Source organism: Microbacterium sp. LRZ72 (assembly GCF_033792225.1).
Taxonomy (GTDB): domain Bacteria; phylum Actinomycetota; class Actinomycetes; order Actinomycetales; family Microbacteriaceae; genus Microbacterium.
Genome location: NZ_JANGEX010000003.1, coordinates 125,803 through 138,113, shown reverse-complemented (window position 1 = coordinate 138,113; position 12,311 = coordinate 125,803). Strand labels below are relative to the sequence as shown.

Sequence of the window (12,311 nt, the reverse complement as noted above, 5' to 3'; positions counted from 1 at the left end):
GTCAACTTTCGTCGGGGGACGTCGATGCCTCCGAGGCGGTCGCGAGGGGAACTCCCTCTTCGCCGCTCGCGGTCGCCACCTTCGTGTCGATCTCGCGCTCGCCCCCTACCGCGACCGCGATGATCTTGTCTGCGTCATCGGGGCGGGCGAAGACGACACCCATGGTGTTGCGGCCCTTCGCCGGCACTTCGGCCACGGAGGATCGTACCACCTTGCCGCTGGCAAGAACCACAAGCACCTCGTCGTCCTCGCGCACCAGCAGAGCGCCCGCCAGAACACCCCGTTCGTCGTTGAGCTTGGCCACCTTGATGCCCAGCCCACCGCGCGATTGCGTACGGTACTCCTCCACGGCCGTCCGCTTGGCATAGCCGCCGTCGGTGACGACGAAGACGAAGGCGCCGCCGCCGCTCAGCGTCTCCCGTGCGACGCGCGCGGCGAGCAGGCTGTCGTCGTCTCGGAACGACATGCCCTTGACGCCCGCCGTGGAACGCCCCATCGGACGCAGGGTCTCGTCGCCGGCGGTGAACCGCAGCGACATGCCGTGGTGCGAGACGAGCAAGATGTCCTGTTCCGGTTCGACCAGCAGCGCCGAGACGAGCTCGTCGCCCTCCCGCAGGCTGATCGCGATGATCCCGCCCTGGCGGTTGGTGTCGTACTCGGTCAAGCGCGTCTTCTTCACCAGCCCGGCGCGAGTGGCGAGGACGAGGTAGGTCGCCGCCGCATAGTCGCGGATGTCGAGCACCTGGGCGATCTCTTCGTCCGGCTGCAGCGCCAGCAGGTTCGCCACGTGCTGTCCCTTGGCGTCACGGCCCGCCTCCGGCACCTCGTAGGCCTTCGCCCGGTAGACCCGACCCTTGGTCGTGAAGAACAGCAGCCAGTGGTGCGTCGTGGTCACGAAGAAGTGCTCCACGACGTCGTCGGCGCGCAGCTGGGCGCCCTTGACTCCTCGCCCACCGCGATGCTGCGAGCGGTAGTTGTCGCTGCGGGTGCGCTTGATGTATCCCTCGCGCGTGAGCGAGACGACCATCTGCTCCTCGGGGATCAGATCCTCCATCGACATGTCGCCGTCGAAGCCCATGAGGATCTCGGTGCGGCGTTCGTCGCCGTACTTCGCGACGATCTCCGCGAGTTCGTCGCGAACGATCGTGCGCTGACGTTCCGGACGGGCGAGGATGTCGCGCAGGTCCTCGATCTGCGCCTCGAGCTTGGTCGCCTCGTCGACGATCGCCTGACGCTCCAGGGCCGCAAGGCGACGCAGCTGCAGCTCGAGGATCGCCCGTGCCTGCAGGTCGTCGATGTCGAGCAGGGTCTTCAGTCCGTCACGCGCGTCATCCGCTGACGCCGATGCACGGATCAGAGCGATGACCTCGTCGAGCGCATCGAGCGCCTTGAGGTATCCGCGCAGGATGTGCATCCGCTCTTCGGCTTTGCGCAGCCGGTACGTCGTCCGGCGGACGATGACCTCGATCTGGTGTTCGATCCAGAGCGTGACGAAGCCGTCGAGAGCGAGGGTGCGCGGCACCCCGTCGACGATCGCGAGCATATTGGCACCGAAGTTGTCCTGCAGCTGCGTGTGCTTGTAGAGGTTGTTGAGCACGACTTTCGCGACGGCATCCCGCTTCAGCACGATCACCAGACGCTGGCCGGTGCGTCCCGACGTCTCGTCGCGGATATCGGCGATCCCCTGGATCTTGCCGTCGCGGGCGAGGTCGCGGATCTTGATCGCGACGTTGTCGGGATTGACCTGGTAGGGCAGCTCCGTGATCACGAGACAGGTGCGGCCCTGGATCTCTTCGACGTTGACGACAGCGCGCATCGTGATGGACCCGCGGCCGGTGCGGTAGGCCTCGTGGATGCCGCGGGTGCCGAGGATCTGGGCGCCCGTCGGGAAGTCGGGTCCCTTCACCCGCGCCATGAGGGCGTCGAGCAACTCCTCCTGCGAGGCATCGGGATGATCGAGAGCCCACAACACGCCGTCGCTGACTTCGCGCAGGTTGTGCGGGGGGATGTTGGTCGCCATCCCGACCGCGATCCCGACCGATCCGTTGACGAGCAGGTTCGGGAACCGCGCCGGCAGCACCGTCGGCTCCTGCGTCTGTCCGTCGTAGTTGTCCTGGAAGTCGACGGTCTCCTCTTCGATGTCGCGCACCATCTCGAGCGCGAGCGGAGCCATCTTCGTCTCGGTGTAGCGCGGGGCCGCTGCGCCCTGGTTGCCGGGGGAGCCGAAGTTGCCCTGACCGAGCGCGAGCGGGTAGCGCATCGACCATGGCTGCACCAGGCGCACCAGCGCCTCGTAGATCGGCGAGTCGCCATGCGGGTGGTACTGACCCATGACCTCGCCGACGACGCGCGCGCACTTGCTGAAGGACTTGTCGGGGCGGAACCCGCCGTCGTACATGCCGTACAGCACGCGACGGTGCACCGGCTTCAGTCCGTCGCGGATGTCGGGGAGGGCACGGCCGACGATCACGCTCATGGCGTAGTCGAGATAGCTGCGCTGCATCTCGGACTGCAGGTCGACGGCGTCGATCCTGCCGTGGTTGTGTTCCGGCGTCAGGTCCGGGCGCTGTTCGTCAGTCATCTAGGTTCTTCCGTCGGTCTCACCGGGATCAGATGTCGAGGAAGCGGACGTCCTTCGCGTTCCGCTGGATGAAATGCCGGCGGGACTCGACGTCCTCGCCCATCAGGGTCGAGAAGATCTCGTCCGCAGCGGCGGCATCATCGATCGTCACCTGCAGGAGCGTCCGCTCCTCCGGGTTCATGGTCGTGTCCCACAGCTCTTTGTCGTTCATCTCGCCCAGGCCCTTGTAGCGCTGGATGCCGTTGTCCCGCGGAATCCGCTTGCCCTCCGCCTGACCGGCGGTGAGCAGTGCGTCGCGCTCGCGGTCCGAGAACACGTACTGGTGCGGCGAGTTCGTCCACTTGAGCCGGTAGAGGGGCGGCTGCGCCAGGTACACGTAGCCCGCCTCGATGAGTCCCCGCATGTACCGGAACAGCAGGGTCAACAGGAGCGTCGTGATGTGCTGGCCGTCGACGTCGGCATCGGCCATCAGCACGATCTTGTGGTACCTCGCCCGCTGAATGTCGAACTCTTCGCCGATCCCCGTGCCGAAGGCCGAGATCATCGCCTGGATCTCGGCGTTGCCGAGGGTTCGGTCGAGCCGCGCCCGCTCGACGTTCAGGATCTTCCCCCGCAGCGCCAGGATGGCCTGCGTGTGGGGATCGCGTCCCTGCACGGCGGAACCGCCGGCCGAGTCCCCCTCGACGAGGAAGATCTCGCTGATCGAGGGGTCCTTGCTCGTGCAGTCCTTGAGCTTGTCGGGCATCGAGGCCGATTCGAAGACGCTCTTGCGGCGCGCGGTCTCACGCGCCTTGCGGGCGGCGAGGCGCGCGTTGGCGGCGTCGATCGCCTTGCGGATGATGTTCTTGGCCTGCGGCGGGTTGCGGTCGAACCAGTCGCCGAGCTGGTCCCACACGACCTTCTGGACGAAGGCCTTCGCCTCGGTGTTGCCGAGCTTGGTCTTGGTCTGGCCTTCGAACTGGGGTTCGCCGAGCTTGACCGAGATCACCGCCGTGAGGCCCTCGCGCACGTCGTCGCCCGAGAGGTTCTCGTCCTTCTCCTTGAGGAGGTTGTTCGTGCGGGCGTACCGGTTCACGAGGGTCGTCAGCGCTGCACGGAATCCCTCCTCGTGCGTGCCACCCTCGTGGGTGTTGATCGTGTTGGCGTACGTGAAGACGTTCTCGGTGTAGCTCGTGGTCCACTGCATGGCCACCTCGAGCGCGATCTTGCGCTCGGGATCCTCGGACTCGAAGGAGATGACGTCTTCGTTGACGGCGTCGGTCTTGCGCGCGCGGTTGAGGTACTCCACGTAGTCGACGAGCCCGCGCTCATAGAGGAAGGTGTCGCCCGGCTGCCGCAGCACCGGATGCCCCTCGACATCCTCCTCGAGCGCCTTGTCCGGGCGCTCGTCGCGCACCGCCAGCGTGAGGCCCTTGTTCAGGAAGGCCATCTGCTGGAACCGCGTGCGCAGCGTGTCGTAGTCGAAGTCGACCGTCTCGAAGATCTCGGGGTCCGGCCAGAAGGTGATCGTGGTGCCGGTGCGGTCGCTCTCTTCGCCCCGCTCGAGTGGCGAGGTGGGAACGCCGCCTCCGCTGTAGCTCTGCCGCCAGACGTGTCCCTGCCGGAACACCTCGACCTCCAGCCGCATCGAGAGCGCGTTCACGACCGATGAGCCGACGCCGTGGAGACCGCCGGAGACGGCGTAGCCGCCCCCGCCGAACTTGCCGCCCGCGTGGAGCACCGTCAGCACGACCTCGACGGTCGACTTTCCCTCGGTGCGGTGCATGTCGACGGGGATGCCGCGGCCGTTGTCGACGACGCGCACCCCGCCATCGGCCAGCAGCGTCACGTCGATGGTGTCGCAGTGACCGGCGAGGGCCTCGTCGACCGAGTTGTCGACGATCTCGTAGACGAGGTGGTGCAGACCGCGCGGCCCCGTCGAGCCGATGTACATACCGGGACGTTTGCGAACGGCCTCGAGCCCCTCGAGAACCTGGATCGATTCCGCACCGTACTCGGGGGACACCGGGGCGCCTGACGAGGGGCGCGGGTCCGTCGGAGCGCTGTCGTTCGAGTCAGAATTCATAGGCTTTCGGCGCTCCAGATCGTCAGGGAAGGCGACCTCCCCAGCCTACCCGAGCCGACGCGGCCGAAACGGCATTCCGGGCCTCTGCGGGCCGAAAAATGCCGCTACCCACCCAAACGCACCCTCAGCCGTATGTATCGCGCGGACCGCGCCCTGGAATCGTTCTGGTGCCCCATTTCCACGAGGGGACGTCGGGGCCGATGAACCGAATGCCTTCGATGCCCGCATCGGGGTGGGCGCGGGCCAGGCGAGTGACGATCTCGGCGCGCAGCAACGAGAGCTGTTTGGCCCACGCGGTCGAGTCGCACTGCACCGTCAGCACGCCGGCATCCAGCGCCACCGGTCGCGCGTGAGCGGCCGTCTGCGCACCCGCCACCTCGTTCCACTGCAGCATCAGATCCTCCCGGGCCAGCTGGGAGTCCCACCCGGCCTCCCGGGTGAGGGCCGAGACGACGTCGCCGAGGCCTCGCGGGTCGCGACCGGGTGCGAACGGCGCGTGCTCGTCGTCGGGTTCCCGGCGCCGGCGACGGCGGGCGCGAGGTGCGGGGATGCCGCGCAGGCGCACGTACGTGGTCACGGTCAGAGGGAGCGATGCCTCGGCGTCACCTGTCACCGGTGTCCTCGCCCTCGGTGCGCTCGCTGCGCTCGCCGTCCTCGGCGGGGCCGACGATGCTCCCCGCGTCGATGCGCACCGTGCGGCGACGCAGATCGACGGGCACGTCCTCGAGCACGGCGGCCGTGACGATGACCTGCTCGTAGTCCGCCGTGACCGCGGAAAGTCGTCGGCGCCGTCCCACATCGAGCTCGGCGAACACGTCGTCGAGGATCAGCACCGGGTCCCCCGCCTGCGATTCCGCCCGCAGGAGCTGCGCCGATGCCAGACGGAGCGACAGCGCGACCGACCACGACTCACCGTGCGAGGCGTAGCCCTTGACCGGCAGATCCCGGATCCGCAGCATCAGATCGTCACGATGCGGACCCACGAGGTTCACACCGCGGTCGAGCTCCGCCGTCCGCGCCGCGGCGAGCGCGTGACGAAAGCGATCCGGCGTGCTGCCGTCCACGGCGTCTCCGGTACCGTCGACGCCTTCCTCGGGATCGCCGCCGCCGATCGAGAGCAGCCACTCCGCACGCGGGTCGTGGTCCGCTCCCGCGATGGCGCGATACGCATCCGCGAGGGGTTCGGCGAGGTCGGCGGCGAGCGCGACGCGCGCGTCGATCAGCTCGGAGCCGAGCGCGACCAGCTTGTCGTTCCACACGTCGAGGGTCGACAGCGCGTCGCCCTTTATCCCACGCGCTCGTGCCGACTTCAACAGGGCACCGCGCTGCCTGATCACCCGCTCGTAGTCCGCGATGACACCGGCCATACGCGGACTGCGCTGGATGAGCAGCTGGTCGGCGAATCGGCGTCGGGTCGAGGGGTCGCCTCGCACGATCCCGAGGTCTTCCGGGGCGAAAACGACGACCTGCGCGTAGCGCGGCAGCTCGGCGGGCCGGACGTCTGCGCCGTTCACCCGGGCGCGGTTCGAACCCTGCCGATTCACCTGGGCCTCGAGCCGGATGCGCCGACCCGCGTGCGCGACCCGGATGCGCACGATGGCGGCATCCCTGCCGGCCCGCACGAGGGGCTGATCGCTCGAGACGCGGTGCGAGCCGAGCGTCGCCATGAAGGCGATGGCCTCGGCGAGGTTCGTCTTGCCCTGTCCGTTGCTCCCCACGAACAGATTCGCGCCGGGACCCAGCTCGACCTCCGCTCCCGCGTAGTTGCGGAAGTCGGTGAGGCTGACATGCTCGACGATCACGGGATCAACCCTAGGGCGAGGCGCGGACCCCTCAGGATCGTGCCGCCCCGTCAGCGCAGCAGCAGGTTCGGCTGCAGCAGGTACTTGAACGTGTCGTCGCCCGAGCGGTCGACCGAGGTCTGGCTCGTGATGAGCACCGGGCTCAGCTTGTTCGCGTTGTCGGACGAGGTGAAGGTGATGCGCACGAACTCGCTGCGCACCGCGGTCAGGGCCTCGATCAGGTACTGCGGGTTCAACCCCAGCACGACCTCTTCGCCCTGGATGTGCGCGTCGACCGACTCCGAAGCGCGAGCCTGGTCGCCGCCCGACGCATCCATCGTCACGCCGTCGCCGTTGAACGTGAACCGAAGCGGCGCCGAACGATCGAGCACGATCTGCATGCGGCGCACCGCTTCGGCCAGCTCAGCGGTGTTGACCACGGCGTAGTGATCATTCTGCTCGGGGAACAGGCGTCGGACCGGGGGGAAGTTGCCCTTGATCAGCAGCGACGTGACGGTGCGGTCCCCCGAGGAGAAGGCGATGATCTCGCGATCGCCGGATCCGGAGAAGGCGATCCGGATGTCGCTGCCGTGCGCGAAGGTCTTGCCGACCTCCTGCAGGGTGCGGGCCGGTACCAGCGCAGACGCGTCCTCGGCGACGGCGGATCCGCCGTCCCAGGGGATCTCGCGCAGCGCGACCCGGTAGCGGTCGGTCGCGACAAGGCTCAGGCTCGTGCCGGTGACCTCGAGCTGCACGCCCGTGAGCACTGGCGTCACATCATCGCGCGAGGCGGCGAAGGCGACCTGGGCGATGGCCGTGGCGAAATCCTCGGAAGGGACCAGCCCCGGCTCGCCCGCGACCTCGGGGATCGCGGGGTATTCCTGCACGGGCATCGCGGGGAGCGTGAAGCGCGCGGAGCCGCAGGTGACGAGGATGCCGCCGTCGTCCTGCACCGACACCTCGATCGGGGCGTTCGGCAGCCGGCTGGCGATCTCGGAGAGCATCCGGCCGTGCACGAGGATCGTGCCGGGACTGTCGACCGTGGCCTCGATGAGCGTGCGTGCAGAAGCCTCGTAGTCGAAGGCCGAGAGGGAGAGCCCGTCCGGCCCCGCCTCGATCAGCACGCCGGCGAGGATCGGCTGTGGATTGCGCTGCGGAAGCAGCTTGACGACGAACGACACCGCGTCGCTGAAGACATCGCGGTTGACGTGGAACTTCACGGGCGCTCCCTTGTCGTCGTGGGTGAGGGGTTCCCATGCTAGTGCGCCCGAGGGAGTTCTCCGTGACCACGCCTGGGACGAGCGCCCGATGGCGAAGGTCATGGGATCTCGGTGGCTTAAAGGAAATTCTTGTTAACGGTGTTAACGCCTGTGGAAACTGTGGAGAAGTCCGGGTAACGCCGTCGCCGTATGGGAACTACACGCGTGTGAGATGTGGAACCGCTGCGGAATGCGCCGGGTACACCGACACCGTCGCCGTGGTCCGACCGATGGGTTCTCCACAGGGGCGGCCCAGCGGTGCACATGTGCGCCCGGGTTGTCCGGGTTTATCCACAAGTTATCCACACTGTGAAAAGGCGTATGTTGGCGTCCCGCCGAGCTCCGTGTCAAGTGCGGATGCGTGGCGTGGCGTGCGGCGTTCGTGGTCAGCGGGAGGAGCGTCCGAGGATCGCGGTGATCTCGGTGACCTGGTTGTACAGGGACCGCCGCTCCTTCATCAGGTCGCTGATCTTCTTGTAGGCGTACATCACGGTGGTGTGATCCCGGTTGCCGAAGAGCTGCCCGATCTTCGGCAGGGACAGGCTCGTGCGCTCTCGGCACAGGTACATGGCGATCTGGCGCGCCGTGGCGACGGCCTGCGACCGACTGGAGCCGTACAGATCGTCGACGGTGAGCTTGAAGTACTGCGCGGTCGCGGTGATGATGTCGGTCGGCGAGACGACATTGGCGTCGTCCTGGTCGATGATGTCGCGCAGCACCGTCTGGGCGAGCTGCACGTCGAGGGCCGAGCGGTTGAGGTTGGCGAAGGCTGAGACGCGGATCAGGGCGCCCTCGAGCTCCCGGATGTTGCTCGACACCTTGGTGGCGATGTACTCCAGCACGTCGTCCGGCACATGGAGGCGTTCGCTCTGCGCCTTCTTGCGCAGGATCGCCTCGCGGGTCTCGAGGTCTGGCGCCTGCACGTCGGTGATCAGTCCCCACTCGAACCTGCTGCGCATCCGGTCCTCGAAGCCGGTGAGGTGCTTGGGCGGCACGTCGCTCGTGATGACCACCTGCTTGTCGTGGTCGTGCAGGGTGTTGAAGGTGTGGAAGAACGCCTCCTGCGTCTCGGCGCGTCCCTGCAGGAACTGGATGTCGTCGATCAGGAGGATGTCGACGTCGCGATAACGCGCCTGGAACGCGGATCCGCGGTTGTTGGCGATCGAGTTGATGAAGTCGTTGGTGAACTCCTCGCTCGAGACGTAGCGAACCCGGATGCCGGCGTAGAGGTTGAGTGCGTAGTCACCGATCGCGTGCAGCAGGTGGGTCTTGCCCAGCCCGGAGTCGCCGTAGATGAACAGCGGGTTGTACGCCTTGGCCGGTGCCTCGGCCACAGCGACCGCGGCTGCATGGGCGAATCGGTTCGACTGCCCGATGACGAAGTTGTCGAAGGTGTACTTGGGGTTCAGCCTGGTGTCGTTTCGCGAGGCGCTCGCCGGCGTCTCTGCGGGGGTGTCGACGTAGGAGCGCAGAGCGGGCGATCCCGTGCTCTCGGCGTTCGCCCGCGCCTCGTCCGATCCGCGGGAATCGGCGAGGTGTGCGTCGACCAGCTCGGGGTTTACCACGACCCGGAACGTGGCGGCGGAGGTGGGGTGGTCGATGTGGGCGAGTGCCTCGAGGATCGACGCACGCATGCGCTTGTTGAACTGGGCCGCGGTGAGGTCGTTCGGCACATCGAGGTACAGCGTCCCGCCCATGATCCCCTGGGGCACGGCGAGGCTGAGGAAGCCCTGGAGCTGTGGCGTGACACGATCGTCGCGGGCGAGCGCATCGAGCACGGCCGCCCAGATCGAGACGTCTGGAACATCGTGCTGAGACATGGGCCCCCCGGGCTCGAATCGCGGTGTGGGAATCCGCAGGGGAACGGGGGAAATCCGTCGCCGAACCTGTGGATAACTTCCGGGGTTCGCACCAGGGGCGCTCCCCGCGGAGCAGCATCCACTGTAGAACGCGTGGGTGTGTCACTGCCAGGTGGCGATCGGACGACCCGCCATAATCTGCTCCCACAACTCGGTTTGTGGCGGCGGTGGGTCAGAGCGTATCCTTTGGAAGTTGACTTCTGCTTTCGGGCAGTTTCGTACCGCATACCCGTCGTCTCCGGTCGCCCGCCCCGGTGACTCGTATCCCGGAGTGAATCCATGAGCAAGCGTACTTTCCAGCCCAACACCCGCCGTCGCGCCAAGAAGCACGGCTTCCGCGCTCGCATGCGCACGCGCGCAGGGCGTGGCATCCTCTCGGCGCGCCGCGCCAAGGGGCGCACCGAACTCTCCGCGTAGCCGCTCGCGGTGCTCTCGAGGGCGAATCGGCTGACCCGCGGCGACGACTACAGGCACGTCGTCCGCCGGGGCCGCCGATGCGCAGGGGGAGTACTTGTCACGCACGTCGTCCCCCATGGCGGGGATGACGTGCGTTTCGGTTTCATCGTCGCGAAGAGCGTCGGGACCGCCGTCACCCGCAACACGGTGCGGCGACGACTCAAGGCAGCGTGTCGGGACCTGCTTCCAGCCATGGAGAAGGGGAGAGACGTCGTGATCCGTGCTCTTCCGCCGGCGGCGACCGCCGATTACGCCACGCTGCACGCGCAGGTGCAGCGCTGTCTGGAGCGCACACGATGAGCGGCGCACCGCTTCCCACCGCGATGACGGGCGCGGGGCATTTCTCTGCAGCGCGGGGAGCGCGGTTCCTCGTGCAGTCGCTCGCACTCGTCCCACGCAATGTCGCGCTCGGGATTCTGTGGGTCTATCGCGCCACGATCTCGCCGATCTACGGCGACGTGTGCAAGTACTACCCCTCGTGCTCGTCGTACGCGGTCGGGGCGGTCCAGCAGTACGGCGCCGTGGTCGGCTCAGTCCGCGCGGCGCGCCGCTTGTCGCGATGCCACCCGTGGGCGCAGGGCGGCATCGACGATGTGCCTCCCCACCGAGACTTCATGTACGAGCTGACCCCGCGGGGCTTCGTCGTGCCTGCTCCCCCGAGAAAGGACTGATCCGTGCCGGATCTGATCGGAATCATCCTCTGGCCGCTCAAGTGGGCGGTCGAGCTCGTGCTGGTCGCCTGGCACTGGTTGTTCACCGCGATGGGCCTGCCCGCGGCAGAGGGCATCACCTGGGTGCTCTCCATCATCGGGCTCGTCATCGTCGTGCGCGCGGCACTGATCCCTCTGTTCGTGCGACAGATCAAGAGCCAGCGCAAGATGATGGAAATCGCTCCTGAACTGCGAAAAGTTCAGGAGAAGTACAAGGGCAAGCGTGATCAGCTCTCGCGTGAGGCGATGAGCCGCGAGACGATGGCCCTGTACAAGAAGCACGGCACGACACCGGTGTCGAGCTGTCTGCCGCTGCTGGTGCAGATGCCCATCTTCTTCGCGCTGTTCAGCGTGCTGAACGATGTGCAGCGTATCGGCGACGACCCCGGCTTCAGCGGCGTGGGGCTGCTCAACAACGAGCTCACCCAGGAGTTCTACGACGCGAGGCTGTTCGGCGTGGCTTCGCTGCACGAGACCCTCATCGATGCGGTCAACAGCAGCAACACCGTCGCGATCGTCATCCTCGTCATCCTCGTGGCGCTGATGATCGTGTCGCAGTTCTTCACCCAGCTGCAGATCATCTCGAAGAACCTGTCGCCCGAAGCCAAGACCGGCCAGGCGTATCAGATGCAGAAGATCATGCTCTACATCCTGCCGCTGGCGTTCATCTTCTCGGGTGTGTTCTTCCCGCTGGGTGTGGTCATCTACTGGTTCACGTCCAACATCTGGACCATGGTGCAGCAGTTCATCGTCATCCGCGAGATGCCGACTCCCGGGTCGGATGCGGCCAAGGCGCGTGAGGAGCGTCTCGCGCGCAAGGGAAAGGCGATCAACGCCGAGGGCAAGGTCGTGCCGATGTCCAAGTGGGTCGAGGAGCAGGAGCGCCTGCTGGCCGAAGCCGAAAAGGCCAAGTCCCAGACTCCGAAGCGTCAGCAGCCGATGGGCAAGCAGCGCGCCAAGAAGCAGGGCCAGACGGGTAAGACCGCGGGAAACCGGGATGCCGCCGGCGGGTCGAAGAAGCCCGGCGGCGACGGTCCCGACTCCCCCGGCAAAAGTACTTCTCGCTGAGCGCGAAAGGGTAGACGAATGACGACGACAGAGGCGCACGAGAGCGCGAACGACGACGAGACGTCGGTGGCATCGCTGGAGCAGGAGGGCGATGTCGCGGCGGACTACATCGAGGAGCTGCTCGACATCGCCGACATCGATGGCGACATCGACCTCGACGTGAGGGCGGGGCGCGCATACGTGTCGGTCGACTCCCCCGATACGACGGAGTCCGGCCTGAAGGCGCTCTCGCACCCCGACACGGTGCAGGCGCTCCAGGAGCTGACGCGTCTGGCTGTGCAGAACCGCACGGGCCGCTTCTCCCGGCTCATCCTCGACATCGGCGGCTCGCGCGATGCCCGGCAGGACGAGTTGGATGCTCTGGTCGGCCGTGCGATCGATCGTCTCGACGAGGGTGCGGGTCAGGCGTCATTGCCCGCGATGTCGAGCTATGAGCGCAAACTCGTGCACGACCTGGTTGCCGCGCGCGGGTACGTGTCGGAGTCGTTCGGCGACGGTGCCGACCGGCACACCGTCATCCGGCGCGCATGAC

General features: G+C 67.0%; 11 protein-coding genes. 5 read left to right on the top strand and 6 right to left on the bottom strand.

Annotation, left to right across the window (positions count from 1 at the left end; all coding sequences use genetic code 11):
• Position 1: 1 nt before the first annotated feature.
• The 6 genes from gyrA to dnaA all read right to left on the bottom strand — a co-directional run bounded on the left by gyrA (position 2) and on the right by dnaA (position 9,506).
• On the bottom strand, positions 2-2,581 hold the full coding sequence (gene gyrA / locus M4I32_RS05440; RefSeq protein WP_319033457.1) for a DNA gyrase subunit A: 2,580 nt from the start codon (positions 2,579-2,581) through the stop codon (positions 2-4).
• A 28-nt stretch (positions 2,582-2,609) separates the two neighbouring features.
• The gene (gene gyrB, locus M4I32_RS05435) at positions 2,610-4,646 is read right to left on the bottom strand and encodes a DNA topoisomerase (ATP-hydrolyzing) subunit B (protein WP_319033456.1); all 2,037 of its coding nucleotides are present in this window, start codon (positions 4,644-4,646) and stop codon (positions 2,610-2,612) included.
• A gap of 124 nt (positions 4,647-4,770) precedes the next feature.
• A complete protein-coding gene (locus tag M4I32_RS05430) occupies positions 4,771-5,259 on the bottom strand; it encodes a DUF721 domain-containing protein (RefSeq protein WP_319033455.1) in 489 nt (162 codons plus the stop codon).
• Positions 5,249-6,448 (bottom strand): DNA replication/repair protein RecF, encoded by a 1,200-nt coding sequence (gene recF, locus M4I32_RS05425; protein ID WP_319033454.1) that lies wholly within the window; start codon positions 6,446-6,448, stop codon positions 5,249-5,251. The genes M4I32_RS05430 and recF overlap by 11 nt, the downstream gene beginning before the upstream one ends.
• Before the next feature lie 50 nt (positions 6,449-6,498).
• Entirely contained in the window at positions 6,499-7,647 is a 1,149-nt protein-coding gene (gene dnaN / locus M4I32_RS05420) for a DNA polymerase III subunit beta (RefSeq protein WP_319033453.1), read from the bottom strand.
• A gap of 425 nt (positions 7,648-8,072) precedes the next feature.
• Entirely contained in the window at positions 8,073-9,506 is a 1,434-nt protein-coding gene (gene dnaA, locus M4I32_RS05415; protein ID WP_319033452.1) for a chromosomal replication initiator protein DnaA, read from the bottom strand.
• A 318-nt stretch (positions 9,507-9,824) separates the two neighbouring features.
• Between dnaA and rpmH the strand changes: the two genes are divergently transcribed.
• Genes rpmH through M4I32_RS05390 form a run of 5 tightly spaced genes read left to right on the top strand, consistent with a single transcriptional unit; the run spans position 9,825 to position 12,310 of the window.
• Positions 9,825-9,962 (top strand): 50S ribosomal protein L34, encoded by a 138-nt coding sequence (gene rpmH, locus M4I32_RS05410; protein WP_319033451.1) that lies wholly within the window; start codon positions 9,825-9,827, stop codon positions 9,960-9,962.
• Positions 9,963-9,971: 9 nt separating this feature from the next.
• On the top strand, positions 9,972-10,301 hold the full coding sequence (rnpA, locus tag M4I32_RS05405; protein ID WP_319033450.1) for a ribonuclease P protein component: 330 nt from the start codon (positions 9,972-9,974) through the stop codon (positions 10,299-10,301).
• The gene (gene yidD / locus M4I32_RS05400; RefSeq protein ID WP_319033449.1) at positions 10,298-10,672 is read left to right on the top strand and encodes a membrane protein insertion efficiency factor YidD; all 375 of its coding nucleotides are present in this window, start codon (positions 10,298-10,300) and stop codon (positions 10,670-10,672) included. The genes rnpA and yidD overlap by 4 nt, the downstream gene beginning before the upstream one ends.
• Positions 10,673-10,675: 3 nt before the next feature.
• Complete coding sequence (yidC, locus tag M4I32_RS05395; protein WP_319033448.1) at positions 10,676-11,779, top strand: membrane protein insertase YidC; 1,104 nt, start codon at positions 10,676-10,678, stop codon at positions 11,777-11,779.
• Between the two features lie 18 nt (positions 11,780-11,797).
• Positions 11,798-12,310 (top strand): protein jag, encoded by a 513-nt coding sequence (locus M4I32_RS05390; protein WP_319033447.1) that lies wholly within the window; start codon positions 11,798-11,800, stop codon positions 12,308-12,310.
• The last annotated feature ends 1 nt before the right edge of the window (position 12,311 follow it).

Bases quoted from the DNA above. Each gene is read 5' to 3' on its own strand.
- yidD (WP_319033449.1), top strand. From the start codon at position 10,298: ATGAGCGGCGCACCGCTTCCCACCGCGATGACGGGCGCGGGGCATTTC.
- M4I32_RS05390 (WP_319033447.1), top strand. From the start codon at position 11,798: ATGACGACGACAGAGGCGCACGAGAGCGCGAACGACGACGAGACGTCG.
- gyrB (WP_319033456.1), bottom strand. From the start codon at position 4,646: ATGAATTCTGACTCGAACGACAGCGCTCCGACGGACCCGCGCCCCTCG.
- rpmH (WP_319033451.1), top strand. From the start codon at position 9,825: ATGAGCAAGCGTACTTTCCAGCCCAACACCCGCCGTCGCGCCAAGAAG.
- dnaA (WP_319033452.1), bottom strand. From the start codon at position 9,506: ATGTCTCAGCACGATGTTCCAGACGTCTCGATCTGGGCGGCCGTGCTC.
- gyrA (WP_319033457.1), bottom strand. From the start codon at position 2,581: ATGACTGACGAACAGCGCCCGGACCTGACGCCGGAACACAACCACGGC.